Genomic DNA, 26,645 nt, shown 5'->3' with positions numbered 1-26,645 from the left:
CTGACGGAGGAGGGAAATACCATGAATCGGACAAGTGGTATGAAACATATCGGTCTGATTGTGGCAGGACTCGCGGCGGTGCTATTCATGTCGGTCGTGAATGCATTGGCTCAAACCGCCCCGACAATGGACAAGTACACTTGGAACCCCGTGTTCATCAACAAAGCGGTGCCACCGAATATTCTGTTCATTGTGGATCTGTCGGATGCCACTGTGCCTGCAGCCTATGGCAGCTATCCGATTTCTAGGCTCACCGGAACCGTGACAGCAGGTAAATATGCAGCGAATATCAATCTAGCCGGCACGGGAGGATTAGATTTAGTCTCATCCGATAATGGTGTCAGCGCGAATACTGCGACAGTCTCAAGTCCCAGTGACACATTTAATTCCGCTAAATCGTACTATGGCATATTCGACCCACTCAGATGCTATAGCGCCGGAAGTCAGAATACCCCGTACACTCATGGCTCGGTGAAGGCAGCGGTCTCAGACCCTTGTGGTAGTTCCTATTGGGACGGAAATTTCCTGAATTGGTTGGGAATGCGGAAGAAGGATGTGGCCTACCAGGCGCTTATTGGTGGTACTTCAAAGCCAGCATCGTCGAATACGGATGGCACCGCCGACACACTAGCAAGTGAGAATGTCACCGGTCAAAATGGCACGAACAATACATGCAATAATAACAGCAGTCCATGCTGGCGATATGTGAAGTTTGTCCCAACCGCCACACTGCCGGGCCGTGTCCCGAGTGGCCTCTCGGCGGATACCGCTGGAAGTGCCACTACTCCCACGGGTCGGTTCTTCGGATTGGGAGAAGGACAGGTTTCCATCAACAAAAACTCTTCAGCGGATCCATTCGATGGCAGTGGCGGTAGTGCTCCCATTGTCTACCAACTTGGCGTGGATCTACGTACAGAGCCTGATGTTCCCTCAGGAACGGGCAGCACGAGTGGGAACTGTATTGTGGGTGATGCCAATTTTGCTGGCCATCGCGTGTGCTATAAGCGTGACCGTTCATTGGGGCTCTTTCAGAAAATGCGCCTCGATAATATGCATGTCGGCGTCATGTTCGCGCATGCGGACACCGGCAAAGCCGGAGCCATGCAGTTTAATTTTGACGACAAATTTAATCCGTCTGCAATTACCAACGTTCGGAATGAACACATTCAGACGCATGCGCCAATCGCGGAAGCGCTTTACGAAGGCCTCTGTGTCTACCGTAATGTCCAAGGCGCTTGCTATAACAACAGCCCAGCGGACTTTACGGCGACGGTTAGCACAAAGGGCGATCCCTTTTGGTTTTGTACCAAAGACTCGACAGGAAATTGCGCAACCCCTCTAAGCGGGCAAAACGTCTCCTGCTGCAAGAGCTTTGTCCTGATGATTAGCCCGGGAGTCCCGGAAGGTGACGATAATGCCCCTGACTTACAAACGCCGTTTGGGAATCTGTTCACCGGTTCCCAGGTTGGCGTCACCACGAGCCGCTTGGACGATGTAGCATTCTATGGCCAGACTCACGATCTACGGTCGGATCTTCCTAATAAACAAAACGTTGCATTCTACGCCGTCAATGCGATGGGCGGTACTGCTGGAGCATCGACACTGGCCTCTGCCGCCAAGTACGGCGGCTTTACCGATATGGGGACGTTGAATGGTGTTCCAGATTCCACAGGGCAAGCGTGTGCCTATCCAGCCGGTTCAAACCTAGGAACCGGCACGAGCACGAGTAGTGCGGAATGGGATGTTGATGGGGATTGCGTACCCGACACGTACTTTGATGCGTCCGAAGCAGGCGACTTAGAAACACAAGTCAATTTGGCCATCGCGGATATTCTCAAGAAGGCCGCATCGGGCACCTCGGCGTCTGTCTTGGCATCTTCCTCGACAGGTGAAGGGGCGCTGTATCAAGCGTTCTTCTTCCCAGCGGAGTTTGCCGGTGTCAGTGGCGCGGAAATAAAGTGGACTGGATATACGCGCGGCCTCTTCGTCGACAGTTACGGAAACTTACGAGAAGATACAAACGGCGATGGAAGGCTTGTGCTCGGTCAAGACAATATCATCCAAACGAGATTCGATCCCACTACTAACGAGGTCCTGGTTGACCGATACTACGATACCAGTCCGGCTGATGGCAAAGCGGACAGCACGACTCCATTCGACTCAGGTGTCCCCTTAAAGAGCATTCTCCCCATTTGGGAAGCGGGGAGAAGACTTGCTGATTTGACCCCAGGTGACACATGCACGAGCGCGACGGCCGGTGTCACGTGCCGTCATCTCTTGACCTGGATTGATGTGAATGCGGATGGACGTGTCCAGGTCAGTACCGAGCCGATGATGGAGTTCAAATTGGCGAATAGCGCGACGCTGGCGCCGTATTTACGGTCGGCGACTTCACCTCTGAACTCGACGGGCATCATTAATTTTATCCGTGGCTGCGACGGCTATGCCTCCGGATCGAGTTGCACGGAACAGCAGCTATTGCGAGACCGCCGGATTGTGACAGGCAGCACCACCGCCGTCTGGAAGTATGGTGATCCCATCGATTCCACACCAACGATCGTGGGAGACCCGAAGGAACGGTATGACGTCATCTATGGCGATACGACGTATGGCGATTTTTATAAACGGTGGAAGGGCCGTCGGCAAGTTGCCTATATCGGCGCGAATGACGGCATGCTGCATGCCTTTAACGCCGGCTTTTATCACCGAGGCGATGACCCGAGCACGACTACCGTAGAGCACGGGTGGTTTAGTACGACCGGTACGGGTGCGGTGCGAAGTACGCCGCCGCTTGGTGCAGAGCTTTGGGGATTCATCCCTTATCATTTACTGCCACACCTTCAGTGGCTGGCCCGTACTGATTACGATCACGTCTACTATGTCGATCTAAAGCCGAAGGTCTCGGAAGTTCGCATCTTTCCCGATGATGGGCCGACAGGCACGCATCCAGGGGGATGGGGAACGATTCTGATCGGCGGGATGCGATTCGGTGGGAGCTGCGGAAATTGCACCGACTCGACTGGGGCGCCACCGATGAGGTACCAGGCTGATTTTAACAATGACGGGACCATTGGTCCGAGTGAAGTCCGTACGTTCTACAGCGCCTATTTCGTGCTGGACATCACCGATCCGGAACACGACCCTGTCTTGATTGGGATCTTTGAAGACCCAGGACTGGGACTCACCACCAGCTATCCGGCCGTCTTACGCGTCAATCCGTCTGGCGATGCCAAGACCAGTAATACCAATGCCAAGTGGTTTGCGATTTTCGGCAGTGGCCCCACTGGCTATAATGGGACCACGGTGCAAACAAGCAAAATGTTTGCGATGGAGCTGAAGACCGGATCGGTTGGCGCCATTACCCCTTTTTCAACATCCGATGCCAACTCCTTCATGGGGGACCTCATCACTGTCGACAACAACCTCGATTACCGAGTCGATGTGGCGTATGGGGGCAATGTGATTAGCAATGGGACTGGTACGCCGAAATGGTTTGGCAGTATGTATCGACTCACGACAGCAAGCGGCAGTACGACGGCGACCAGTTGGGGATACAGTCAAACTCCAACGACCTTACTCAGCAGTTATTGCGGGAGCACCTGTGGGACGACGACAAGGATTGGTCCCATCACGGCCGCTGCCACTGTCACCGTCGATGATTCCAACAATCTGTGGGTGTATTTTGGGACGGGACGGTTTTTCGATCAAAACGACAAGAGCAATACCGATGTTCAGTCATTCTACGGAGTCAAAGATCCAGTGTTGACGGGTGGATGCACCCAAACTTCAATCACATCGTGTGCTCAAAGTGATCTACTGGATGTCTCCAGCGCACAAATTTGTATCAGTTGTGGAGGCACCGTGTCAGGAGTCAGTAACGGTGGTACGGCGATTAGCAGTTTTGATAGTGGGTCCACCTCTCTTGTTGGAGCGATTCAAGGCAAGCACGGGTGGCGTGTCAGCTTAACAACAAGCGGTGAACGAGCGTTAAGTGCGCCGGTCATTTTAGGTGGAAGCGTATTTTTCACATCTTTCACTCCCTCGGCCGACATTTGCACGATCACGGGGAACGGCTCTTTGTATGGCCTCTATTACTTGACAGGGACAGCCTACAAGGAATCAACGATCGGAACATCGAGTAGCGGCGGTAACACCATATCGAATAATAAAATCGATCTTGGGACTGGGCTCCCATCTCAAATGGCGGTCCACTTAGGGGCGCAAGGAACTGGTTCTTCGGGGGGGGCCAGCGTGACAGGATGTACCGGCGGACTCACCGGTATAATCCAAACCAGCACGGGCGCCTTGAATCGGGTATGCGGTAAACCGGCATTGAGTTCGTGGAGTCGCTATATTTCCTGGAATCAGCAGCGGGACTGATGAGATACAGGTCAAGCGTTTGTAATGGACACTGACGTGAGAAGCAGACTCATTCGAGCGTCTTCTGAAGTGCTCCTGGCGTCAATTGTGTTGGCTAGCTGTACTGTTGAGTCGTCGAAAACCGGTGACGTGGGAACATCCGTCTCGCCCGGCAATCATCTTCCTGTTATTCGGTCAGTCCGTATCGTTCCAAACTCAGCCGCTCTCAATCACCCGGTCGATGTACAAGTGGAGGGATTTGACGCTGATGGAGACCTTATTACGTATCGTCAGCAGTGGAAGATCAATAACTCCCGTGTAACTTACGCGACATTAGATGCAAAGGTCATAAAACGAGGTGATCGGCTCTTTGTTGAAGTCGTCCCTTACGATGGCACGGCGGAAGGGGCGCCGGTCCGGGCGGAAGCTGTGATTGGGAACACGCCACCGGAAGTCACGGAAGTTGTTTTCGACCCCGCCGAGATCCGAGTAGGGGACCGCATTCAAACGCAGGTTGCCGGTTCGGACGCAGATGATGATCCCATCGAATACCGATACCGCTGGTGGCGGAATAATAGTGAGGTGGCTGATGGAGACGTAAGTGAGCTGGACACGAATGGATTTGCCAAGGGCGACACGATTGTTGTACAGGTGACGCCTTCGGATCCGACCAGCACAGGCAGGTCAAAACTCTCGGACGCTATTACGATCGTCAATAGTCCGCCGACGATTACCACCGTGCCGCCCACCAAGTTAGAGCGAGGTCGGTTCGTCTATGCAGTGAGCGCAAAGGATCCCGATGACGATCAATTGGCCTACGCGCTTGAGCTCGCTCCGCCTGGTATGAATATCGATAAAGTGACGGGCCGAATTGAATGGCCGCTGACGGGCAAGCTGGTCGGCAAATATAAGGTTCGCGTCACTGCAACCGATAATGAACAGGCCAAAGCATTTCAAGAATTTGATTTGACCTTCTCTGCCCCGGTGAATTCCTCGCGCATGCCGCTTCCGAAAAACTTTCGTCTCACTACTCGCCTTGTCACGCCATTTGCCGCTCTGTTAGAATAATCCCAAGTTCAGGAGGGATATTCACACCAGGCGTGCGTAAGCTTAAGCTACGAGACGGGACCAATACCGCGAGTCTATTCGGTCGCCACGATCTCCATCTGAAAATGATAGAAGATGAACTCGGGGTGCGAATATCGGCACGTGGGGACGAGCTCTCACTGGATGGGGCAAGCGACAGCGTTCGGCATGCGGAAGATGTGCTGACCGAATTGGCCGCGTTGACCGGTGAAGGATATGAACTTCGTGCTGAAGATGTCACGCTGGCGCTCCGGGCTTCACGAGGCAACGGGTCTACCTCGCTGAAAGACCTTCTCCTGAGTACTGTACCCATCGCGACTAAAAAACGACTGATTTCTCCGAAATCGGCCGCCCAAAAAGCCTACCTCGATGCCATAGAGAAATTCGATATCGTCATCGCTATCGGACCAGCCGGGACCGGGAAGACCTATCTCGCTATGGCGATGGCCGTGGCCGCACTTTCGCGTAAACAGATTAGCCGTATCATTTTAGCGAGGCCGGCCGTTGAGGCGGGAGAGAAGCTTGGGTTTCTTCCCGGTGATATGTATGCGAAGGTCAATCCGTATTTACGGCCGCTGTATGACGCCCTGTATGACATGATGGACCTGGAGCGGGCGAACCGACTGATCGAACGCGGTGAAATCGAAATCGCGCCTCTGGCGTTTATGCGCGGCCGTACGTTGAACGATTCATTTGTGATTCTGGATGAAGCGCAAAATGCAACGGCTGAGCAGATGAAAATGTTCCTTACGCGATTGGGCTTCAATTCCAAAGCAGTGGTGACGGGTGACATCACTCAAGTCGATCTTCCCTCTGATCGGGTATCCGGCCTCATCGAAGTCAAAGAGATCTTGAAAGATATTCCGGGCATCAATTTCAGCTATTTCGATGAAAGGGATGTGGTGCGCCATCGATTGGTTCAGGACATCATCAAAGCCTACGATCGCCATGGAGCGTTGCGTGATGAAGTTGCGCCATCCGGACGACCACAACATCGCCCGGGTCGACCGGATCGTGCCAAGCCACACCAAACTCGCCCTGGAGACGGGCACGAGAGCCAGCCTCACTAATGCCGGTGTTCGTACGAACCGGACTTCGCCGTACCTCTCTACGTCTGCCTGCCATTCGGAATCTTATTGAACGAATTTTATCGGCGGTCGGAGAGTCTAAGGCTACGTTGAGTATCGAGTTCATTGGGGATCGACGGATGCGGCGATTAAATGCGCAGTATCGAGGCCGTGACGTGACGACTGATGTGTTGGCTTTTGCGATGCGTGAAGGCCCAGGTCCACGCTCCGTCCTGTTAGGGGATGTGGTGATTTCCGTGCCTAGGGCTGCTAAACAGGCGGCCGAACATGGGCATCCGGTGGAACGTGAACTTGCAGTGCTGTTGATTCATGGAGTCTTGCATCTGTTAGGATATGATCACGAGCGCAGTGCGGCTGAAGCCCGTCGTATGCGGCGAAAAGAACGTGCCCTGCTTCTGGCCGTCACGCCAATACCCGTGATGAGCCCGCCGCGCGCTGCCGAATCTTCACGTCAACGTGCCACCGCCATAGCGAAGCATTAAAGGGATTCAAGATGGGTTGGCTGCAACGCCTCAGTGATGGCCTCACGAAGACACGAGATAAGGTGCGCCAGTCCGTGGACCGACTCATTGGCCGTGGGCCTTCGCCTGAGATGTTGGACGATCTGGAGGTGTCCCTCATCTCCGCGGATCTCGGAATCCGGACGGTCGACCGATTTATGGCTCGTGTGCGACAGTCCCGCGGAAATGGCACGCCCGAAGGCGTCTTAGACGTACTGAAGAGCACAATCTTGGAGACACTCCGAACGTGTGAAGCTGAACCGCTGGAACGTATGGTCGAACGCACTGCACACCCCTTTGTTATCCTGGCCGTCGGTGTCAATGGAGTTGGTAAGACCACGACGCTTGCGAAGCTCGCACAGCGGCTCACACAACAGGGCCGAAAAACATTGTTGGTGGCCGGTGATACATTTCGTGCGGCTGCCATTGAACAGCTCGAAATGTGGGGAGCCCGCATCGGCGTGGATGTCATTCGCCACCGGCATGGCGCCGATCCCGCCGCAGTCGTGTTCGATGGTCTGGCGGCGGCTAAAGCACGCGGAGTGGAAGTCGTCTTGATTGACACTGCGGGCCGGCTCCATACCAAATCTAATTTGATGGACGAATTGCGGAAGGTCACCCGTGTGCTCGCGCGCGAGGTGCCCGGCGCGCCTCATGAAGTGCTGTTGACCCTTGACGCGACGGTTGGACAGAACGCGCTTTCGCAAGCCAAGCAGTTTCAAGAGGCCGTAGGGGTGACCGGAATTGCGCTGACGAAGCTTGATGGAACCGCGCGTGGCGGAATCGTCGTGGCCATCGCTGAAGAGCTGAAAATCCCCGTTCGTCTAGTCGGCGTGGGCGAGGGGGCGGAAGACCTTCAAGATTTTCATGCAAAGGAATTTGTCGATGCTCTCTTTGAGCCCGCGTAACGGCGGCACAGCGCTGTGCGGATAAGTACAACTTGTGCGAACCGGCTGACGGCTTTTCTTGTCGGCGTCTTGTTATTTGGCCTAGCTGTGCAAACCCATGCGCAGCAGTCAATAAGCGGTCCCGGAGCCGTCGATGGATCAACTCATCATCAAGCCGAAGTATTATCACATGACATGGAAGTCGAACTTGATCCAGAGGGCCATCGCTTACATGTAATCGATCGAGTCACGTGTAAGGCTCTTACGTCCTCCTTATCTTCCCTCACGTTTGTCCTCAATCAGGCCCTGAAGATTTCAAGGGTCCGCATCGCAACCGGCGAGGGGAACAGTGCGTCTTCTGTCACAATGTCGAACTTATCGGCGGATGGCGACTCGGGCACTCAACACGTGAAGGTCGGCTTTGATACTTCACCTGCGCTTGGTGAAATGCTCACTCTTGAATGGCAGTATGAGGGGATCATCGATGATCCTCCGCGTGAACCTCGTCATCTCCGCTTCGTCACTCCCAGCGAGACAGCCGGACACATCGGCCCTGAGGGGGTCTATTTGAGCGGCGAGACCCATTGGTACCCCGACATGCCAGGTGCGTTGCCGACATTTCGAGTGCGTGTTCTCACGCCGAAAACATGGCTCACGGTGACGCATGGCCGGCTGGAGTCCCAGGCGATTCACGAAGAAAAAATGGTTGCCGAATGGGACATCGGATCGCCCACAGAAGCTTTGACACTGGTCGCCAATCGTTTTGTGAAAAAGCAGCAACACTGGAGAGGCATTGAAATTGCCACCTACCTTTTTCCGGAAGACGCGCAGCTGGCTCAAGAATATCTCGACGCCTCGGTCCGCTATCTGGAAACGTATACGACATTGTTGGGGCCGTATCCTTTTCCTAAGTTCGCGGTCGTGGAAAACTTTTTCGCAAGTGGCCTGGGCATGCCGTCGTTTACCCTACTTGGCAGTGGCATCATCAAGCGGCACTATATTCAGCCGTATGCGCTGGGCCACGAGATCGTGCATTCATGGATCGGGAACTGGGTGTTCAATCGTCCCGATTCCGGCAATTGGGTAGAAGGCTTGACGACATATTTGGCGAATTATTATTACGAGGAACTGACGGGAACTACAGAGCAGGCCCGCGAGCAACGGCGCCTCATGACCCTCGGCTATGCTCTCTATGTCAGACCCGAAGAAGATTATCCGATCAGCAAGTTCACCCATAAGACCGACCAGAAGGATAATGCGATCGGCTATCAAAAGACTGCAATGGTCTTCCATATGCTCCGTCATGAAATTGGCGAGGAGGCGTTCTGGAAAGGGATTCGCCAGCTGGTGAGCGAGCATGGCAGTGCCTATGCCGACTGGCATGACGTGGAGCAGGCGTTCTCACGAGTCAGTCGCGCTGACCTCCGTTGGTTTTTTGCTCAATGGATCGAACAGAGTGGTGCGCCGATCCTCACCATAGAAGATGCGCGTGTGCATGAGGTAACGGAAGGTGGACAGCGAGGTTATGAGGTTCGACTGTCCCTCGCTCAATCAGGAGCACCTTATCGCGCTATGCTGCCCGCGAAAGTCGAGACCTCTGATGGCCAATCTATGGTCATCTGGCTTCGTCTCGATTCTGCCGAGCAGGCGGTCACCGTGCCTGTTCCGGTTCGACCGGTGAGCATCGAGATAGATCCGAACTTCGACACGTTCCGTCGTCTAGACCGGCGAGAGATCCCGCCTATGCTGAACGTTTTCGTTACCGATGTGCAGCGTTCGGTACTCTTACCGACTCGCGGCACCGATGCGGAACGTCAGCCATATGTAGACCTGGCCAAACGACTGGTGGCCCAAGACCAACACAATACTATCTCGGTGAAGGACGATGATACCGCGCGATTTCCTGCATCGCTGCTCGTGCTGGGAAGCCCGGATGTCAATCAAGCCGCGGATTGGGCCGTGAGCGGCTGTCATGATCAGATCTCGTTGGAGAAGGGCGGTGCCACGATTGAAGGACGCTCCTACAACGGACAAAATCTGGCATTTCTTATCTCCTGTCGCCACCCGGAACATCCGGATCGGACCGTCACACTCTTTTATGGTGAATCACCATCAGCGATTGTGAAGGTGGCCCGCCTCTTGTTTTTCTATGGATGGCAGAGCTATCTCGTGTTTCAAGACGGTACGGTAATCGCACGCGGAAATTTTTCTCCGGCCAAGAATAGTCTAAAGGTGACATTTTGATGATGCGTCTGCTGCTGACCACTGTCATTGTGATGAGTCTTTTTACCAGCCCATATCTCGTGTTTCCTGAAATGCGCCATGACAAATCCACACCGTCTGTTCCATCGGTGGAACGTCATCTCACGAACATCCGGCAACTCACATTCGGGCGCCAGAATGCCGAAGCCTATTTCTCCTTTAGTGGCGACAAGCTGATTTTTCAATCGACGAATAATTGGATGACGAATAGTTTTGCGGCCAGTCAGTCGGCAGGCGTCCCGGATCTAGGCTGCTACCAGATGTACACGATGGATTTAGAGGATGGGGCGATTCGATTGGTCAGCACCGGTACCGGCGTGACCACATGCGGGTATTTCTTCCCCGGTGATCGTCGCGTGCTGTTTTCCTCGACGCACCTGAAGGCGCCGAATTGTCCACCTAAAGTCAAACGGGAAGGCCGCTATCGCTGGGCACTAGACGACTATGACATTTTTTCCGTGCGTGTCGATGGCCAAGAAATGCACCGGCTGACGTCCACGCCCGGGTATGATGCTGAAGCGACGATCGCTCCGGATGGAAAGACGATTGTCTTCACCTCAGTGCGAGACGGCGACCTGGACATCTATGCAATGGATCTCGATGGCACGCATGTTCGGCGCCTTACCAATGAGCTGGGATATGATGGCGGCCCATTTTTTTCTCCGGACAGCCGGCGCATTGTTTATCGTGCTTCGCATCCCACCGACCCGTCCGAGCTTGAGGCCTATCAAGCGCTACTGAAGCAAAACATGGTGCAGCCGAGTCAATTGGAAATCTTTGTCATGAACGCCGATGGCAGCGGAAAGCACCCGGTGACTCATAACGGCGCCTCTAATTTTTCTCCGTTCTTTCATCCGGATGGTCGACGAATCATCTATGCCTCAAATGAGCAAGACCGCCAACCCGATGCGCCGCCCTCCTTTCATCTGTATCTGATTAACGACGATGGCACCGGCTTGGAGCGCATCACTTTTTCCGGTCACTTCAATAGCTTCCCGATGTTTTCCCCCGATGGAAAAAAGCTGGTGTGGGTGTCCGATCGCAATGCGAGTGCTCGAGGCGAGTTTAATATTTTTCTCGCCGACTGGGTGCCATGAGCCTTGTGGAGGGAGAGCGGCTGCGCACAAGCTGTGCCGCTTTTCTTTCCTTCCTGACCGTCGGCATCATTTTCTGGGGTCTCTTTCAAATCGATCTGCCGTTTGCCCGGTTTCTGCGGTCACTCCATATCTCTTGGCTGGAGCGAACGGGGGATCTCGGGACCCGCATTGGGAGTGGCGCTGCGCTCGTGGCGGTCAGTGCAGGACTATTGCTGGGAGGGTGGCTCTGGAAGCAGGCGCACGTTCAGAGCGCCGGATTCAAAACCCTTCTCGCACATGGGTTCGCGGCGATTGCCGTGCAGACGTTAAAGCATGGCATTGGTCGACCGCGACCCCGCTTGATGCATGCGGATAACGGATTACCGTGGCGACCATCGTTGGAGAGCGGCCTGGATTCTTTTCCATCGGGGCACACGACCGCATCCTTTGCGGTGGCCACGGTGCTCGCTAAATCGTTTCCGAAGCTCGCGTGGCTCGTGTACGGAGTGGCCGGCTTCGTCGCCGTTAGTCGGGCCGTTCGAGGGTCACATTTTCCAACAGACGTCATTGCGGGTATTTGCCTTGGGATGATTGTGGGAATCAGTGTGGCGTATCCAATTCGAGAGTGGAAGCGGTCCAGCCTTGATCTGATAACTCACCTTCTTCCATCGTTAATTCTGGTCTTTTCACTGCTCTGGCTCGCGACACATCTTCCACAGCCACCCCTGGCCGGTGCAATGATGGTGGTAGGCGTTGTACTGATAGTCATTGGTGTCGCAATGCGCATCATTCAAGGCATGTGTGCGCCATCAGGAGTGAAGACCATGGTGTCGACAGCCTTATCCCAGCCCAATACGCTGATTGTGATCGGAGTGGCATTGACGACCGGTTTATGGATGGTCACCGTTGTGGCAGGAATGTTTGGTCTCATTCAGTGGTTGCTGCGTTCAGAAGTCGGCACGTCTTCCATCCTCTCGGAGGAAAGGTCTCCCTGCTACTCAGGCTATCGTGCCGTGTGTGCAGAAATGCCACTGATGGTAGGCTTAGCCTTCGCCGTATTCATCATCCAACAGCTCAAAGGCCTGTTGCCCATAGTTTAGTTCGGCGTAAGGCCCGTCTCTACGACCAGCTCAGGGAGGTGGAAGGAGTAAGCGCAACCTGCGTGTCAAAGCCCGTGCGGATTTGGTGGAATGTTCGACGGATTCACGGGTCTGGGGGGCAGCTTCACCATCGGTTCATTGGCCAGCAACGCATATCCATAGCGTTCAAGAATAGGAGAAAAGCCGGCTGCTTCGGGAGGCAATTTTGATTTCAGTCGGGACGGCAAGAGAATCATCGTTCGTCCCGCTCCGGCGATGTGCGATTTCATCTGGTCTTCCTCTCCGGGTTTGATCATCACAACCTGCCGTTTTGCATAAAAGAGCAGAGATGGCTGAGGAGGCCCATAAATGACGAACTGATCGTGCGGCTGCAAATTCACACCGGCCACATATGCCAACTCATGGGGCGGATTGATGAAATACTTACTGAAGCGTGGCAACATAATCACAATGGCAATCAGCACGACCACAACAATAGTGGCCCCGGCGGCCCAAAGAGCGCCCGCCCGACGATGTTCAGCCAACCCGAAATAGCCCACGATCCCGACGCCGATAATTAATACGAATCCGGCAGCCGTCAGTCCGATGCCCGGTTCGACAGCTCTTGCCACCGGAAACTCCTTGGCGATCTGTTCGATATAGGTTGCGTATAAAGATGGCGATGCAATAAGGATGAGACCCATCGCACATCCAAGGAGCATGAGGGTCCAGAGGGACGCGCGAAGTCCGGGCGCCTCCGGTTCTTTCACGCTTCGAGTCCAGTATGAGGCTACGAGGATGGCGGCAGCCGGATAGAGCGGCCCAATGCCATGAGGAAGTTGTGTCGCGGACAGCGCAAAAAAGACCAATACCCCGATAAGCCAGAGCGCCGCAAAAAGTTCTAATTCTTGAGGCTCTGGTTTTCGATCATTGTTTGTTGGTGTCGCACGTCGTGCTGCCCGCCATTCCTTCCATACTTGGAATAACGCTGCCGGTAAGAATCCGCTCCAAGGGAAAAACCCAAAAAGGAGAATAGGAAGAGAGAATATGATCGTACCGCCGTGCCAACCAAGGACATTGAAGAATTGGCCGACCGTATCAGCCGTTGCAGATCGCCAATAGCTGGATCCATGGATCCAAAGCATCGTTCCATACCAGGGTAGGGCAAGAAGTGCGAAGATGAGGAGGCCCGGAATCGGGTATCCCCTCCGCCAAAATTGCTTCCATCTGTGCGTGATGATCAGATAGGGGATGCTGCCCAACAGCGGCGCGACGAGTCCAACGGGGCCTGTGGTCAGTACGCCGATTGACATCCCGACGTAAAATAACCAGAATGCATGTCGCTGTTTTCCCTCGCCATGTAATCCAAGCCAGAAACCATACAGCGAAGCGGTGGTGGACAAGATTAACGCGCTATCGGTCAGCGCCAGGCGTCCGATAGCGACCATTTCGATATTCAGGAGCAACATCAGGCCGCCGACCAGTCCAGTGAAGGGCCCCCGAGTGGTTGTGAGGAACCAATATTGGAGAAGGATCAGGGCTACCATACAGACCGCAGATGGAACACGTGCAGCCATCTCGTTGATGCCGAATATGCGATAAGCTGCGCCGATGAGCCAGTACACGTAGGGCGGTGTCGCAAAGCGCGGCTCACCGTTGAGCGTCGGCGTCGTCCAATCACCGCTTTCGAGCATTTCACGGGCGACCTCGGCATTGATCCCTTCGGCCTGATCGGTCAGTCCCAAGGTGCCAAGATTGATGAACAGCAAGAGAATTGCCGCCGCCAGCAACAACAGGACGGGAAACGACTTCTTCAACGATGACCTGCCGGCGCATCGGAAGAAATAGACTTCTGAGGGGCCTCACGGGAGACGGACTGTTTCTGGATCAGCATGAGATTGCGGATATAAACAAAGGTCCCAATACTCTGGCCGGCAATGAAGACGGGGTCCTTTCGATAGATCGCATAGGCCAACGTGATCAGACCTCCTACCATACTGAGATACCAAAACCCTATCGGCACACGACTCTCAGCGCTTCGTTCGGACGCCAGCCATTGCACGACCCAGCGCATGAAAAATATGCCTTGACCTAGAAATCCAATTGCGAGCCAGATGTTTTCAGTAGTCATGAAGAAGATGGACCTGATGGAATGGCAGTTGGAGGGTTATAGCACAGACGTTCGGTTCGGCGACAAATGAAGTTTCACAATACCAACAGAGGTGCCAATTCTCCTGCTTTCAACGATTATCGAGTAAAGGAAGTGCCGTGCGCCATCCCCCGGGATTGCCAGGGGTGGCTACGGATGTAAGCCAACTGCTGATCAACCGCCACCTCAATGGCCGATGATTTTACTGGACATTATTCTGATGGTCAAACCTGGTGCGAACCTCCTTATTCAGGAAATTCGGCGAGCAAGAATGACACATACGTAGCGCGGGCAGGATTTTAAAACAGCACACTGTTTTATTTCTGCAACAAGGGACAAATAACATCCAAGATATAAACTGCATGCTTTTCAGTGACTTATAGTTTATATGTAAAGAAAGTTTCATGGCACATCAGTTGCTTTCCCACAAGGCCCAGGGGGAACTATGCGACAACAGCAGACACTCGGGCGTGCAATGATTTGTTCAGGAGTAGGGCTTCATACTGGGAAGCCGGCTAGGGTCAAGCTCTGTCCAGCTCCTCCTGATACGGGGATTGTATTTATCAGGAACGAAAGGGGAGTACGCATTGCACTCTCAGCGTCGGTTGGCAATTTAATTCCGGCTGAACTCTGCACGACCATCAGCGCCAACGGGGCTGCAGTTAAAACGGTCGAGCATGTGTTGGCCGCGCTTTCCGGCTTGAACGTGGATAATGCCTTCATTGAATTGGACGGGGAAGAGGTTCCTGTCATGGACGGGAGCGCTGATCCATTTGTGCGGTTGATCCAGGCAGCCGGCATTGTTCCGCAAGATCGTCCTCAGCCATTTTTAAAAATTATGCAGTCGATTGAAGTCGTTGAAGGGAACAAGCGCATCCTCGTCGAGCCGTCTCCAACGAGTCGTATCACGTACTCTATTCAGTACGATCACCCGCTGATTCAGCAACAAACCTACGTGTATGATTGGTCGGTCTCCTTGTTCGATCGCACGATTGCGGCCGCCCGTACGTTCGGTTTTATGAAAGAGGTAAAGTATCTCTGGTCTCGCGGACTCGGCAAAGGGGGATCGTTGGAGAACACGATTATCCTTTCAGAGCAGGGCGTTATGAACGAGTCGGGTCTACGATTCCACGATGAGTTTGTGCGCCACAAGATTCTTGATTTAATCGGCGATCTCGCCTTCTTAGGTGTGCCGATGATCGGTCATGTGATTGCCGACCGGGCCGGCCATGCGCTTCACACGCGACTTGTCGAAGCCATTCTCGCACAGCCTGACAAGTGGGTCTTGATGAACACTAAAGAGCAGGCCGTTTCTGCGCAAGCCATATCGCCACGAACGGGATATGCTCCGCAACCAGCCTCTTACTGCTGATTCTTCTCCTTCAGAAGACATTTGTTTTTGTGAGTTGGTGAAAGAAATGCCGAGGGTAAGTGGCCTTACCCTCGGCACTGTGCGGTTGGATTACTTCTTTTTCTTCTTTGCTGCCTTCTTCGTCGCCAAGTGAACTCACCTCCTTCCACAAGCTAGAGCTGGAATAGCGCAGATGCTAGACGGCTTCTGTCAAACGTTCTTCCAACACTTCAAAAGTATTGGGACCAACCTTTCTAAACCGCTTGTCTCTTTTCAAAGAAGTGGCAACCGACGTGAGCGGGGTTTTCCCCTTAATTTGCATGCCCCCTTCGATGAGGCGTTGGAACAGTTCCTTCGCATGCATAGAATGCTTGGCTTCGTGGAGAATGTGATAGGCAGCTTCGGGAACACTCATGCCCACGTACTTGCTGCGGCCAAGCAGAATCTCACGCGACTGATCCGTTACGTCGGTCAGCGGAAGCGGGCGAACCCCTTTGTCATCAGTAATGATTTGGCTGGAAAGACTCGCAAGCTTAGCTTTGTCAGCTTCGACTCGGTACAGGGTTTCGGCGAGTTCTAAATATTTCTTGATCGTGGCAATTTCTTCTTCGAGGCGGCTACGCTTTTTCTGGAGATCTTGCAAACGGCCCTTATATGCGCTGATACGCTGATCCAGGCCGACCAGGATGTCTTTTAATTCTTCTACCAAACAAGCCCTCTTGCTAACATGCTTGCTTTATAGCATGGCTTTCATACTGTGTCAACAAACAAAGAGTCGAAAGCGATGCATGCTTGCTGCTCCTACTTTCTCGTATATACCATATATTTAACACAGCTCCGCTTTAAACGACTATCTGAGGGGTGAACTTGATAAAGCAACGTACAAGCAATGACACAACATCGCACGGCAAGCACATCGGCGATGCTTGTTTTATTGAGAAGCTTTAGCGGTAAGCGGGATAGGTTTCCATGTTTCTGCGCTGTTTTCGCTGTAATACAAACCGCTGCCATTTGTCCCTGTGTATAAGATGTGGCTGTTTGTAGGACTCATGGCGATTGTCCGAATGTTTGTTGATTCTAGGCCGGTGTTCATCGTGTTCCAGGTGTGGCCGCCATCCATGCTCTTTTGGATACCCGCGCGGCCGCCCACGTAGAGGATGCGTGGATCGACCGGATCAATGACTGCGCTGCTCACATACTGATCTGTCATGCTTTCGGCGATCCGTGTCCAAGAGTTACCCATATCTGAGGACTTGAAGAGCCCTTTCGTAGTCCCGGCATAAATTGTATCCGTATGCTGGGGATCGATGACCAAGGTATTGACGCCTAAGGCTAACGAGGCATCCAGGACTTCAGGAGGAATGAGGCCATTGTTGATCTTGGTCCAACTCGCCCCACTATTCGTACTGCGATACGCTCCTCCGGTCGTTCCTGCATACAAAATCGAAGGCCGTTGCGGATCGATGGCTACGGTCACGACAATGTGCACTTCTTTCATCCCGGTCATCCGCTCGTTCCAGAGTCGCCCGGCATCCGTGCTCCGGAAGACCCCGACAGTGGTTGCCGTATAGATCGTTTCGCTGTCGTGTGGATCGAAGACAAATTGGTTGACGACCGAGACGTGTTCCTTCAGGCCGGCGTTATACGGCATCCAGTGTTGTCCGCCATCCGGACTCTTGTACACGGCATCGAACATGGTGCCTGCATAGACCGTCGCAGGCCGCTCCGGATCGATCGCGATCGAGAGCACGCGGTAGGTGCTGAGATCTGTGGCCATCCGTTCCCAAATGCCTCCTCCATCGCGCGTTTTGTAAACCGACTCGTTGGTGGCCACATACAAGATCTTCGGGTTCGTGGGATGAAGCGCAATGGATACGATTGCATCACTTGATTTGCCGCAACCGCTACCGGCAGAGAGGAAAAAAAGCACCACGACTATGATGAGAAAAGAGCGAACCGCCTTGCAATGTTTTGTCATAACGCATGCACGCAAGGCAGTCATCGACTGGTTTCGAACGCCTTTGCGTAACCCGTGAGTTCGACATAGCCCTGACCGGTCATGCGCCGCTCTCCTCCTTCGCCCGTCACGTTCACCGCACCTTCCCAATAGGTGACCTGCGTGCTTCGTTCCGTCATCAATTCTTGATTCGGCATGGTCGGCACCAGCAGTAGTGAAAGCCCTCGGGACGGCACGGAGAGTCGCCAGCGATTCGGATACCGACCGCCGCTTGCCGGACTCGTCCAGTAGTTCAGCACTTCGATCTTCACGTCAGATGCAGTCAACGCGGAACTGCTTCCGTCAGGGAGCACCCAGGTTCCACTGGACACGGGGTCTGCCGACCCGTCGTTTCGGCGCAACAGATAAAACATCAGTTCAGACTGATCGTCGAGTTGGACACTGAACCAGTCCCACCCAACCTGGTCGTTCCCCAGACCCCCGGACCCAAACTCATGATCCATCCAACTGATGCCACGGACCGTCTGCGAGTGTCCGTCGACAGTAAGAGTGCCGGTCGTTCGTAATCGGGTCATCGAATAATAATGAGACGCCTGGCCTGACTCAGTTCCCTTTCGGCTGATCCCCCCGTCCCCGTGAACCACGGGTGCTTTTTCGGAAACCACGTGCAGATCAAATGAAAAACCCTCGGACGCCGCGCGGAGATGGTGCTGCCGGTGATCAGAAGGGGACGCTTCCACGCTCCAACGATCGATCCAGGCGTGCAGTCGACCGGTCTCGGACCCCGCCTTCCCGATGCCGGCTCGACTTATTTTTTCCGCGTAGCGAAACCGCTGTCTGTCGTGCTCAGACAAGGCGGCATGCGCCAGGTAGAGATGTCGGATGGCCCACCGTGACGGGTTATTTATGGCGCGTGCATCGTCCATGGCTTGCCGGAAAAAAGTCAGTTCATAGCCGAACTCGCGCCCGTCTTCCGTTGCGAGATGTCCGGTGTAATACCACCACTCTGTACGGAAATCATCATGCGAGCCATGGTCACGTGGAAATTGATAGGCATAGCCGCTGACGGCCTCACGAAAGTGCGTCTGTTCCGCCTCCAGCGACACGGCGGAGAGGGGGCTGAAGATCCAAGAGAAGACCAGGGCCATACACAGTGATATCCGGAGATATCGCTCGGTGAAGACGCATTGAGCCCGCTTCAACCTCACATCTCGTCCATGCATGTTCCGCTTATAGCACGCGAGCGAGCGATGAGCAATCGCTAGTGCTGACAAGGGGTTTATCATTTCTCGGCTTCGCTGATGGACTCGCAATCGGTTGACATTCTCGGCACCCATCGGCTATCGTGAGGCATGTCTTTGGAGCCGAGTTGTTCAACTACTGAGCCCTCTTCGCGTCTGATTCCGGACCGCATTCCGATCTTTCCTCTCCCGAACGTCGTCTTTTTCCCGCGCACCTATTTGCCGCTCCATATTTTTGAGCCACGGTATCGCCAAATGGTGATCGACGCGACGACGACAGGAAATTGTATCGGCATGGCGCTGTTCAAAGAGGGGTGGCAAGAGAACTACTATGGCAATCCCGCTGTCTATGGACTCGGATGTGTGGGACGCATCGTCAGCAGACAGAACCTGGCGGATGGTCGCTCTAACATTATGCTCCAGGGACTTTGCCGTTATAGGATTCTCGAGGAACAATGGGATCGCACCCCGTACCGGCAAGCTTGCGTCGCCGCTGTTCCGGATGAGGTCTCTGAACCGCTCACGCCCAAGGTTCGAGCCGGCCTGCTGGCGCTCTTACATGAATCACTTGCATATCGCGACAGCGGTCAGGCATGGCGAGAAAGCCTGGAATCGGAAGCCAGCGACGAAGTGCTCGTGAATACTCTTTCTGCGTCGTTGGATTTCACACCACTGGAAAAGCAATTGTTACTGGAAGCCGACACTGTACGACAGCGCGCGCACCGCCTCAGTGACCTGCTTCAATTCAAGCGATATGAACGCGATGACCGGAAAGGCAGGGGATAATGGGGCGGACCGCAATTGAAGCATTCGGACTCTGTAAGGTCTATGATGGCACGACGGCCGTCGACAATCTCTCCTTCCAAGTGTATAGCGGAGAAATCTTCGGACTTCTCGGCCCGAACGGCGCGGGCAAGAGCACGACTCTGCGCATGTTGATGACCCTCCTTCGTCCCACTGGAGGGCACGCTACGGTCATGGGCCATGATGTCGCGAGCAATCCGGAGCGTGTACGGGCGACAATCGGCTACGTTCCGCAAGAACGCGCGCTGGACCGGTTTCTCACCGGCCGGGAGCATCTGTTGCTGCTCGGCGATCTGTATCACCTGCCGAAACGGGAAGCGCGTCGGCGCATCGATGAAATCCTGACCTTGGTCGATCTCGGGGCGAAGGCCGATCTGCCGGCGAAGACCTATTCAGGCGGCATGAAGCGGAAGCTGGATATCGCATGCGGTCTTCTGCCGAATCCAAGCGTGCTCTTCCTGGATGAACCGACATTAGGGCTGGATGTCCCAAGCCGTCTCCGCATCTGGGAGTATGTCCGCGCCTTGAAAGCGCGGGGCATTACGATCCTCATGACTACCAATTATTTGGATGAAGCCGATCAATTGTGCGACCGCATTGCCATTATCGATAGTGGTCGCATCAAGGCGCTCGGGTCGCCATCGGAATTAAAGGCCGGACTCGGTGGTGACAGTCTTTCGCTGACGGTTTCCCCCCAGGCCCGTCCGCGATTGGATCAGTTTACCGCTGCACTCAAAGAACTCCCGCCCGTTCGGGCGGTCACGACGACAGGGCATGGCGTGGACGTCCGCGTGGAGTCGTCAGAGAAAGCACTGCAGGTTGTGCTCGACACGGCGACCCGCCTTGGTTGCCAGTTGGATAGTATCGAGTACCATCGTCCTCGGTTGGATGATGTCTTCATCGCGTATACGGGACGCGCGATCAAGGAAGAATTCCCCACGCCCGAGGAAGAGTGACCTATCAAGCATGCAAGAATATTGGCAGGAAATCAGCGCCCTGACGATGCGATGGGTGCGGCGGCTGAGTCGAGAAAAGTTCAGTATGTTGTTCACTCTCGTGCAGCCCATGTTGTTCTGGTTGATTTTTTTCGGGAACTTATTTCAGCGCGCCGCGGATACGCAAGTCGTGCAGGCGCCGAATTACATCAGCTTTTTGGCGGCCGGCGTCGTCGTGATGACGGTGTTGAATAATGGACTGGCCGGCGGCGTGGATCTCTTGTTTGACAAGGAAAACGGGTTTCTCGAACGGTTGATGTCCACGCCGATTCACCGCTCCTCGGTCATTCTGAGCCGGTTCATTTTCGTGATGAGCATTACTTGTCTGCAAGTCCTCGTCATCCTCGGCGTCGCAGCCTTATTTGGCGTACGTCCGGCGACGGGATGGCTCGGCGTCGCGGTGATCTTGCTGATAAGTATTCTGTTCGGGGTTGGCCTCACCGCCATTTCGATGGCCATGGCATTTTCCGTCAAAAGCCATGGCGATTTCTTTTCTGTTCTGGGCTTTCTTTCGCTTCCGATGATTTTTCTCAGCTCGGCGTTGGTGCCGCTGGTCGCCATGCCGGGATGGATGCAAGCCTTGGCTCTATTCAATCCTATGACATGGGCGATTGATGCGGTAAGGCCCTTGATTCTGTCCGGTTGGGGTGACGCCTTGCCGCGTGTCGGCATGGTGATTGTCATCATGCTGATTTTCGACGCCCTGTGTCTGTATGGAAGCACCCGTGCATTCCGCCGGGCGATGGGGTAGGGGAGCAGAGGCCATGAGAGTCGGCTCTTTTCGCGGTATAATATTTAGGAAATAGTTGTTGGGAAGGTGATTGGTGTGGTGACGGGTGACAATCAGATTCGTGCCCTGATTCGGCTGTTGTCCGATGAAGACGATCGCATCGCGAAGACGATTAGCGGCAAGTTGATCGAAATCGGCGACTGCGCGATTCCTTTACTGACTGAAGCCGAGATTGAGCAGCCGGAAATGGGGCGACGGATTGAAGGCATCCTGGATGAAATCCGCGGCGGACGGCTTGAGGAGGAATTTAAGCATGTCGGCGCGCTACCCGATGACTATATTGACTTGGAAAAGAACGCCTTGCTGATCGCGCGCTATGCCTATCCCAACCTGGACACAGAGGCCTATACTCAAAAGCTCGAGGATATGGCCACCGAAGTTCGAGAACGAATGGGACGGCGCGTGTCCGGTGAAGAGGCGGTGAAGACTCTCAATCGGTATCTCTTTTCAGAGCAAGGGTTTCGGGGCAATACGAAAAACTATTACGAGGCCGACAATAGCTATCTCAATCGGGTGATAGACCGGCGCATGGGGATTCCTATTAGTCTCTCGACGGTCTATCTGTTGATCGGCCGCCGGCTCGGGCTTCCATTGAACGGGATCGGGATGCCGGGGCATTTCTTAGTCAAGTTCGAATCGGAGCGCTACAAGATTTTCATTGATTGTTTTAATGCCGGCGCGCTGCTCACGGAGAAGGATTGTGGCCGGTTTCTGGTCCAGGCGGGTTACGGATTTGAAGAAAAATATCTGCAACGAAGCTCGAATCGCACGCTGCTGATCCGCATGCTCAAGAATCTGATTGCGATCTACAGCAAGCTCGATGATCACGTCAAAGCCGGGCGGCTGAACCGGTTCATGCAGGTGCTGGGCGGCGGTCACCAATCAGAGTGCGAATGAGGAACGCCTTGCCTACATGGCTGAACCGGCCTGATCTGCCCGATCTCATTTCTCGACCATTATCCCGCCACAATTGGTGACGGACGTCCCCAGTGTCCCGCAAACGTAAAGTCCGCAATCGGTTTTCTGACGCGCTTCGCCGTTTCCCTTCGGCTGAATTTCTCAGGTAGGATGGCAGGATTACCCGGATAGCCGATGGCCATGGCTGCCACCACTTCATGGTCCACAGGGATGCCATAGAGCTCTCGTACTTTGTCCGGGTAGATGCCTGCCATCTGATGGACCCTCAGCCCGAGTGCAGTTGCCTGCACGACCAGGTTTTCCACGGCTAGTCCGACATCATGAACGGCATGGCGGTTTGGTTCACCACCGTCCGTGAACACGAGTTTGGCAATGGATATCGCGAGGACGGGAGCCAGCCGCGCCCACATTTGATTGGTGTTTCTCAAACAACTTAATAACCGATCGTAGTCGGCCTGATCGTCTTTAGTCGCGACGAGGAAATTCCACGGCTGTTCATTGTAGGAAGAAGGGGCCCAGCGGGCTGCTTCCAAAAGACTTCGCAATTGCTCGGCGGTCACCGGTTGGTCAGAAAAAGCCCTCGGGCTCCAACGCCGTTGAAGCAATTCGTGAATCGGATACTGCGTCTCCGCGGGCTTCTCCATAGGTGACCTCCTACGAGAGGGACGAAGCATTCAGGACGAACGCTGAAAGCTATTGCACAGACAGAGCAGAAGCGTACGGTCGGCCTCAGCCTCGCTGGGGTTCAAAGCATGCTCAAAGAACGGGCGCAGGAATGCAACATGGGTGGGAAAGACCTTCTTGAACAGGTGCTGTCCCTTCTCGGTGAGTTGGATCGTGGTCCGGCGACGATCGGCCTCGACTTCATCACGCTGAATCAATCCTTTCGCTTCCAAACGATCCAATACGCCGCGGGCAAAGGCCAGATAGGGTTCCACCAACGGCCGAAGAACTTTGAGATAGGAGTCCTGGTGAAAGTCCGGAATGTCCACGCGATGGTATAGAGCGAACGCAAAGTACGTGTCAATCGGGTGGTAGTCGGCCAGTAGGAAATATGCGATGAACCACGCTAAGATAGGCGCGATGATAACGGACCGGCATGGGCAAGCCAACCTCACTGCGATCTTGGCTCTGATAGGGCTCATTGTGGCGTCAGTGTGGGCGTGGAAGCGATTGACGCCGGACACGCAGGATTATGTGATTGAACAGGCCGTGCCGGTGGCCGTGGCGGTCGCTGTTGTCGGCATTCTCGGATGGAGAGTCGTCAGCTATATCCGCCGCCGCCGCTCGCAAGTCCAAGTGCGTAGCCGGTTGATCGCACGGTTCCAGCGGGAGACGGTAGCGAGCAAGCGGCGAGACCTAGCGTTCGAGTTGATTGAGGTCAATCGATATACGTTGAAAGGATTAGAGTCGGTTGCGCCCGCCTTGGTCGAGGTGTTGATGACGACGCTGAAAACGGCGCTGGGAGATAAACGGCATCGTATACGAGGCATGGCGGCCAGCTATCTGGGCGTGCTTCAGGACAGACAGGTTATTCCGCTCCTGCTGAGGGCATTGGAGGACGATCATGCCCATGTGCGAGCGTGTGCCGCACTTGGATTGGGCCGCCTCAATGCTTGCGAAGCGAAGGACAGATTGACGGCCGTTATGCAGGATGACTGGGATCAAACCGTCCGGAGCCGGGCCAGGGAGGCCTTGGAGCGAATGGGGTGAGCGCCTAGCCGGACACGTTATTCAAAGCGGCGCGGTCTGATGTGGTGAGGCGATAGCCCTTGTCGTACAGCATCCCCATACTCAGCATGACGGCCTCGAGCGTATTATCCTTCCGGGCGAGATTGAATTGAGCCGCCAAGGCATCTACATGTGCGGTCGACGGTAAGACCTCGTGAAACGGAAGTTTGAACGATTCGAGCAAATCTTTCAGCTCATTCTCGCTATAGCGGTGATTATCATCTCGATCTCCGACTAGGACAAGTTCATAAAAGGTCAAACTAATGGAAAGTGCAGACTGTGCCTGGCTAAACGCATGCCTAGCGGACTCGAGCCCCTCTGGATAGCGAATGCGGCACTCGGAGGCAGAGTTGGATTGCGCATCTGACCCGATGGGCGTGAAGACGATGGTATGGGTCTGGGAGCGAGGGGACTTCTGGTTCAGTTGCTTGTAAAACCATTCTGTGCAGCGTTGTGCGTCGACAAACACGACCTTGTCCGACTGTATTTGTTGCGCGACATAGGCTGTCAGTGCGCTGAAGGCGTCGGGAGGCTCCGCACCGGCGGTGTCGTGGTCTAACATCATCCAACCCAGTGCAAGGACCATGAGGAAGAGCCCGGCCGTCTTGTGTGAACTATGTCGCATGAACCTCGATTATCGTATCAGATGATAGTCTCAGTATAACACGCCGTCGGAGGAGTTCTCGATCATGTCGATGGATCGCACAGAAACGATACTTCCATATCTCACAGCCGGGTGGCCAGGAATCGGCGGAGTGATCCGCGCGCAGCCGGAGGACTTTCGCGTCGAAGAGCGTCCACTGTATCTGCCCTGTGGTCAAGGAGAGCATCTCTATCTGCGCGTGACAAAGCGCGGGCTTTCCACTCCGGACATGGTCAAACAATTCGCGTCGGTGCTGGGAGTCAAGGCGAAGTGTATCGGCGTCGCCGGGCTCAAAGACGCGAGAGCCGTGACGACCCAAATGGTGTCGGTTCAAGGCGTCCCGGCCGAGAACATTGCGCGACTCTCCACCAGCGATCGTCTGCTTGCGGTCGATGTGCTCGGACGTCACCGCAATCGTCTCCGCACCGGGCATCACGCCGGCAACCGATTTCGGCTTGTTGTGCACGAGGTGAGCGCGGAGGCCCGATCGATTGTGCCGCGCATCATGGATGAGCTCACACGCCGAGGCGTGCCGAATTACTTCGGGCCTCAACGTCAGGGTAAGAGAGGGCTGAACTATCAGACGGGGGCGGCGCTGCTTCGAGATAGTCCGCGCCGAGCCCGCATCGGCCGCACGCAACGGATGTGGTTTCTCCATGCCTATCAGTCGCACATCTTTAACAAGATGCTCGCCGCACGGATCCATCATCTCGATCGTGTCTTTATGGGGGACTGGGCGATGAAGCACGTTAACGGCGCGTGTTTTCAAGTGGTGGATGCGGACATTGAGCAACGCCGCGCTGACGCCTTTGAAATCAGTCCAACGGGGTTGCTCTTCGGTTCACGAGCCTCCTGGGCCTCTGGAGAGCCCGGTGACTTAGAGCGAGCCGTTATTGCAGAGTTGAATGAGACACCGGAGTCGCTCAACCAAGCCGCGGTCGAATGTGGCTTTCGAGGGGAGCGGAGACCGCTACGGGTTCGTATGGATGAGGTGGACTGGTCCTTCGAGGGTACGACGCTCACCCTGTCGTTCGCGTTACCGCCGGGCGCCTATGCCACGAGTGTGCTGCGCGAACTGATGAAGAGCGATGAATCCCCGCAAGTTAAAAGTGAAAAGTAAAAAGTAAAGAGTCGAAATTTACTTTTTTACTTTGACCTTTTGCCTCGGCTGGCGTGTGCAACGTGCCAGCCGGAATCGCCACGGTTTGGCGGCCCAGTCGCCGGCATAATCCACGCCAATGCGGGGCGCCGTGATCACGTCTGCGTCCGTGATCCGTTCTCCTCGGTCTTCCAGCCACATTTTTTCGCCTACGGTCAGGTCCCATCGATTCAGCGTCCGATCGACCTGAAACGATCGGCAGACGCGTCCTGGTCCATCAATCAGGATGGCGGATGAGTTCCGGTGTTCCACGGCACGGATCAACACCGCCGCGGCAAATCCATCACGCTCGGTCACTACATTTAAACAATGGTACATGCCATAGATGAGGTAGACGTATGCGATGCCTGGAGCACCGAACAGGACATCCGTCCGCGGCGTACGGCCGCGGGAGGCATGGCACGCTCGATCTTCCGGCCCGATATAGGCTTCCACTTCAACGATGAGTCCAGCCATCGTGCCTTGCTCAGTGTGACGCATCAGATATTTGCCTATTAAACTTCGAGCAACGTCCAGCGTGGGACGATTGAAGTACGAGCGGGGAAGAAGCTTTCCTGGTGTCTGAGTCAC

General features: G+C 54.6%; 24 protein-coding genes. 15 read left to right on the top strand and 9 right to left on the bottom strand.

All coding sequences use genetic code 11. The annotated features are described in order from the left end of the window. The first annotated feature begins 21 nt into the window (after positions 1 to 21). The 8 genes from ACWHYZ_RS21845 to ACWHYZ_RS21810 all read left to right on the top strand — a co-directional run bounded on the left by ACWHYZ_RS21845 (position 22) and on the right by ACWHYZ_RS21810 (position 12,358). A complete protein-coding gene (locus tag ACWHYZ_RS21845) occupies positions 22 to 4,380 on the top strand; it encodes a pilus assembly protein (RefSeq protein ID WP_447984778.1) in 4,359 nt (1,452 codons plus the stop codon). Between the two features lie 36 nt (positions 4,381 to 4,416). Next, a complete protein-coding gene (locus tag ACWHYZ_RS21840) occupies positions 4,417 to 5,427 on the top strand; it encodes an Ig domain-containing protein (RefSeq protein WP_447984777.1) in 1,011 nt (336 codons plus the stop codon). Positions 5,428 to 5,459: 32 nt separating this feature from the next. Beyond that, a complete protein-coding gene (locus ACWHYZ_RS21835; protein WP_447984776.1) occupies positions 5,460 to 6,515 on the top strand; it encodes a PhoH family protein in 1,056 nt (351 codons plus the stop codon). Further along, the gene (gene ybeY, locus ACWHYZ_RS21830; protein WP_447984775.1) at positions 6,515 to 7,015 is read left to right on the top strand and encodes an rRNA maturation RNase YbeY; all 501 of its coding nucleotides are present in this window, start codon (positions 6,515 to 6,517) and stop codon (positions 7,013 to 7,015) included. The genes ACWHYZ_RS21835 and ybeY overlap by 1 nt, the downstream gene beginning before the upstream one ends. Before the next feature lie 11 nt (positions 7,016 to 7,026). Beyond that, positions 7,027 to 7,941, top strand: a complete 915-nt coding sequence (gene ftsY, locus ACWHYZ_RS21825; protein ID WP_447984774.1) for a signal recognition particle-docking protein FtsY — start codon at positions 7,027 to 7,029, stop codon at positions 7,939 to 7,941. Between the two features lie 174 nt (positions 7,942 to 8,115). After that, the gene (locus tag ACWHYZ_RS21820; RefSeq protein WP_447984773.1) at positions 8,116 to 10,164 is read left to right on the top strand and encodes a M1 family metallopeptidase; all 2,049 of its coding nucleotides are present in this window, start codon (positions 8,116 to 8,118) and stop codon (positions 10,162 to 10,164) included. Then, positions 10,164 to 11,279: a hypothetical protein gene (locus ACWHYZ_RS21815; protein ID WP_447984772.1), complete on the top strand. Its 1,116-nt coding sequence runs from the start codon at positions 10,164 to 10,166 to the stop codon at positions 11,277 to 11,279. The genes ACWHYZ_RS21820 and ACWHYZ_RS21815 overlap by 1 nt, the downstream gene beginning before the upstream one ends. After that, the gene (locus ACWHYZ_RS21810; protein ID WP_447984771.1) at positions 11,276 to 12,358 is read left to right on the top strand and encodes a phosphatase PAP2 family protein; all 1,083 of its coding nucleotides are present in this window, start codon (positions 11,276 to 11,278) and stop codon (positions 12,356 to 12,358) included. The genes ACWHYZ_RS21815 and ACWHYZ_RS21810 overlap by 4 nt, the downstream gene beginning before the upstream one ends. A gap of 65 nt (positions 12,359 to 12,423) precedes the next feature. Here ACWHYZ_RS21810 and ACWHYZ_RS21805 read toward each other — a convergent pair whose 3' ends face one another. After that, the gene (locus ACWHYZ_RS21805; RefSeq protein WP_447984770.1) at positions 12,424 to 14,154 is read right to left on the bottom strand and encodes an ArnT family glycosyltransferase; all 1,731 of its coding nucleotides are present in this window, start codon (positions 14,152 to 14,154) and stop codon (positions 12,424 to 12,426) included. Continuing rightward, on the bottom strand, positions 14,151 to 14,468 hold the full coding sequence (locus ACWHYZ_RS21800) for a lipid-A-disaccharide synthase N-terminal domain-containing protein (RefSeq protein WP_447984769.1): 318 nt from the start codon (positions 14,466 to 14,468) through the stop codon (positions 14,151 to 14,153). The genes ACWHYZ_RS21805 and ACWHYZ_RS21800 overlap by 4 nt, the downstream gene beginning before the upstream one ends. A 463-nt stretch (positions 14,469 to 14,931) precedes the next feature. Between ACWHYZ_RS21800 and lpxC the strand changes: the two genes are divergently transcribed. Continuing rightward, positions 14,932 to 15,858 carry a UDP-3-O-acyl-N-acetylglucosamine deacetylase gene (lpxC, locus tag ACWHYZ_RS21795; protein ID WP_447984768.1) on the top strand — a complete coding sequence of 309 codons (927 nt, stop codon included), beginning with the start codon at positions 14,932 to 14,934 and terminating at the stop codon, positions 15,856 to 15,858. A gap of 175 nt (positions 15,859 to 16,033) precedes the next feature. Here the strand turns inward: lpxC and ACWHYZ_RS21790 are convergent, their stop codons facing one another. The 3 genes from ACWHYZ_RS21790 to ACWHYZ_RS21780 all read right to left on the bottom strand — a co-directional run bounded on the left by ACWHYZ_RS21790 (position 16,034) and on the right by ACWHYZ_RS21780 (position 19,017). Next, entirely contained in the window at positions 16,034 to 16,546 is a 513-nt protein-coding gene (locus ACWHYZ_RS21790; RefSeq protein ID WP_447984767.1) for an HTH domain-containing protein, read from the bottom strand. 222 nt (positions 16,547 to 16,768) lie between these two features. Beyond that, positions 16,769 to 17,815, bottom strand: a complete 1,047-nt coding sequence (locus ACWHYZ_RS21785) for a WD40/YVTN/BNR-like repeat-containing protein (RefSeq protein WP_447984766.1) — start codon at positions 17,813 to 17,815, stop codon at positions 16,769 to 16,771. Between the two features lie 20 nt (positions 17,816 to 17,835). Continuing rightward, entirely contained in the window at positions 17,836 to 19,017 is a 1,182-nt protein-coding gene (locus ACWHYZ_RS21780) for a lipocalin-like domain-containing protein (RefSeq protein ID WP_447984765.1), read from the bottom strand. Between the two features lie 129 nt (positions 19,018 to 19,146). On the opposite strand from ACWHYZ_RS21780, the gene ACWHYZ_RS21775 reads away from it, so the two are divergent. The 4 genes from ACWHYZ_RS21775 to ACWHYZ_RS21760 all read left to right on the top strand — a co-directional run bounded on the left by ACWHYZ_RS21775 (position 19,147) and on the right by ACWHYZ_RS21760 (position 22,521). Next, positions 19,147 to 19,821, top strand: a complete 675-nt coding sequence (locus ACWHYZ_RS21775; RefSeq protein ID WP_447984764.1) for an LON peptidase substrate-binding domain-containing protein — start codon at positions 19,147 to 19,149, stop codon at positions 19,819 to 19,821. Continuing rightward, positions 19,821 to 20,795, top strand: a complete 975-nt coding sequence (locus ACWHYZ_RS21770; protein ID WP_447984763.1) for an ATP-binding cassette domain-containing protein — start codon at positions 19,821 to 19,823, stop codon at positions 20,793 to 20,795. Before ACWHYZ_RS21775 ends, ACWHYZ_RS21770 begins: the two co-directional genes overlap by 1 nt. A gap of 10 nt (positions 20,796 to 20,805) precedes the next feature. Continuing rightward, positions 20,806 to 21,585, top strand: coding sequence for an ABC transporter permease (locus ACWHYZ_RS21765; protein ID WP_447984762.1), 780 nt, complete (start codon positions 20,806 to 20,808; stop codon positions 21,583 to 21,585). A 75-nt stretch (positions 21,586 to 21,660) separates the two neighbouring features. Then, positions 21,661 to 22,521: a SirB1 family protein gene (locus tag ACWHYZ_RS21760; RefSeq protein WP_447984761.1), complete on the top strand. Its 861-nt coding sequence runs from the start codon at positions 21,661 to 21,663 to the stop codon at positions 22,519 to 22,521. A gap of 59 nt (positions 22,522 to 22,580) precedes the next feature. On the opposite strand, the gene ACWHYZ_RS21755 is transcribed toward ACWHYZ_RS21760, so the two are convergent. Both ACWHYZ_RS21755 and ACWHYZ_RS21750 read right to left on the bottom strand, forming a co-directional pair. Beyond that, positions 22,581 to 23,186 carry a nitroreductase family protein gene (locus tag ACWHYZ_RS21755; RefSeq protein WP_447984760.1) on the bottom strand — a complete coding sequence of 202 codons (606 nt, stop codon included), beginning with the start codon at positions 23,184 to 23,186 and terminating at the stop codon, positions 22,581 to 22,583. A 30-nt stretch (positions 23,187 to 23,216) separates the two neighbouring features. Continuing rightward, positions 23,217 to 23,687: a MarR family winged helix-turn-helix transcriptional regulator gene (locus ACWHYZ_RS21750; protein WP_447984759.1), complete on the bottom strand. Its 471-nt coding sequence runs from the start codon at positions 23,685 to 23,687 to the stop codon at positions 23,217 to 23,219. Here ACWHYZ_RS21750 and ACWHYZ_RS21745 point away from each other — a divergent pair. Continuing rightward, a complete protein-coding gene (locus ACWHYZ_RS21745) occupies positions 23,602 to 24,255 on the top strand; it encodes a HEAT repeat domain-containing protein (protein WP_447984758.1) in 654 nt (217 codons plus the stop codon). The genes ACWHYZ_RS21750 and ACWHYZ_RS21745 overlap by 86 nt on opposite strands. A 4-nt stretch (positions 24,256 to 24,259) precedes the next feature. Here the strand turns inward: ACWHYZ_RS21745 and ACWHYZ_RS21740 are convergent, their stop codons facing one another. After that, positions 24,260 to 24,898 (bottom strand): hypothetical protein, encoded by a 639-nt coding sequence (locus tag ACWHYZ_RS21740; protein ID WP_447984757.1) that lies wholly within the window; start codon positions 24,896 to 24,898, stop codon positions 24,260 to 24,262. Positions 24,899 to 24,962: 64 nt separating this feature from the next. Between ACWHYZ_RS21740 and truD the strand changes: the two genes are divergently transcribed. Further along, the gene (gene truD / locus ACWHYZ_RS21735; RefSeq protein ID WP_447984756.1) at positions 24,963 to 26,036 is read left to right on the top strand and encodes a tRNA pseudouridine(13) synthase TruD; all 1,074 of its coding nucleotides are present in this window, start codon (positions 24,963 to 24,965) and stop codon (positions 26,034 to 26,036) included. An 18-nt stretch (positions 26,037 to 26,054) separates the two neighbouring features. Here truD and ACWHYZ_RS21730 read toward each other — a convergent pair whose 3' ends face one another. Continuing rightward, positions 26,055 to 26,645, bottom strand: coding sequence for a DNA-3-methyladenine glycosylase (locus tag ACWHYZ_RS21730; protein ID WP_447984755.1), 591 nt, complete (start codon positions 26,643 to 26,645; stop codon positions 26,055 to 26,057).

Source organism: Nitrospira sp. Nam74 (assembly GCF_965152615.1).
The sequence above is the reverse complement of the archived record's forward strand: the minus strand, read 5'-3'. Positions and strand labels throughout refer to the sequence as shown.

Coding starts and splice junctions, on each gene's coding strand:
- ACWHYZ_RS21845 (WP_447984778.1), top strand. CDS start 22: ATGAATCGGACAAGTGGTATGAAACATATCGGTCTGATTGTGGCAGGA.
- ybeY (WP_447984775.1), top strand. CDS start 6,515: ATGCCGGTGTTCGTACGAACCGGACTTCGCCGTACCTCTCTACGTCTG.
- ftsY (WP_447984774.1), top strand. CDS start 7,027: ATGGGTTGGCTGCAACGCCTCAGTGATGGCCTCACGAAGACACGAGAT.
- ACWHYZ_RS21820 (WP_447984773.1), top strand. CDS start 8,116: ATGGAAGTCGAACTTGATCCAGAGGGCCATCGCTTACATGTAATCGAT.
- ACWHYZ_RS21815 (WP_447984772.1), top strand. CDS start 10,164: ATGATGCGTCTGCTGCTGACCACTGTCATTGTGATGAGTCTTTTTACC.
- ACWHYZ_RS21810 (WP_447984771.1), top strand. CDS start 11,276: ATGAGCCTTGTGGAGGGAGAGCGGCTGCGCACAAGCTGTGCCGCTTTT.
- ACWHYZ_RS21800 (WP_447984769.1), bottom strand. CDS start 14,468: ATGACTACTGAAAACATCTGGCTCGCAATTGGATTTCTAGGTCAAGGC.
- lpxC (WP_447984768.1), top strand. CDS start 14,932: ATGCGACAACAGCAGACACTCGGGCGTGCAATGATTTGTTCAGGAGTA.
- ACWHYZ_RS21785 (WP_447984766.1), bottom strand. CDS start 17,815: ATGACAAAACATTGCAAGGCGGTTCGCTCTTTTCTCATCATAGTCGTG.
- ACWHYZ_RS21780 (WP_447984765.1), bottom strand. CDS start 19,017: ATGCATGGACGAGATGTGAGGTTGAAGCGGGCTCAATGCGTCTTCACC.
- ACWHYZ_RS21775 (WP_447984764.1), top strand. CDS start 19,147: ATGTCTTTGGAGCCGAGTTGTTCAACTACTGAGCCCTCTTCGCGTCTG.
- ACWHYZ_RS21770 (WP_447984763.1), top strand. CDS start 19,821: ATGGGGCGGACCGCAATTGAAGCATTCGGACTCTGTAAGGTCTATGAT.
- ACWHYZ_RS21765 (WP_447984762.1), top strand. CDS start 20,806: ATGCAAGAATATTGGCAGGAAATCAGCGCCCTGACGATGCGATGGGTG.
- ACWHYZ_RS21755 (WP_447984760.1), bottom strand. CDS start 23,186: ATGGAGAAGCCCGCGGAGACGCAGTATCCGATTCACGAATTGCTTCAA.
- ACWHYZ_RS21745 (WP_447984758.1), top strand. CDS start 23,602: ATGAACCACGCTAAGATAGGCGCGATGATAACGGACCGGCATGGGCAA.
- ACWHYZ_RS21750 (WP_447984759.1), bottom strand. CDS start 23,687: ATGAGCCCTATCAGAGCCAAGATCGCAGTGAGGTTGGCTTGCCCATGC.
- ACWHYZ_RS21740 (WP_447984757.1), bottom strand. CDS start 24,898: ATGCGACATAGTTCACACAAGACGGCCGGGCTCTTCCTCATGGTCCTT.
- truD (WP_447984756.1), top strand. CDS start 24,963: ATGTCGATGGATCGCACAGAAACGATACTTCCATATCTCACAGCCGGG.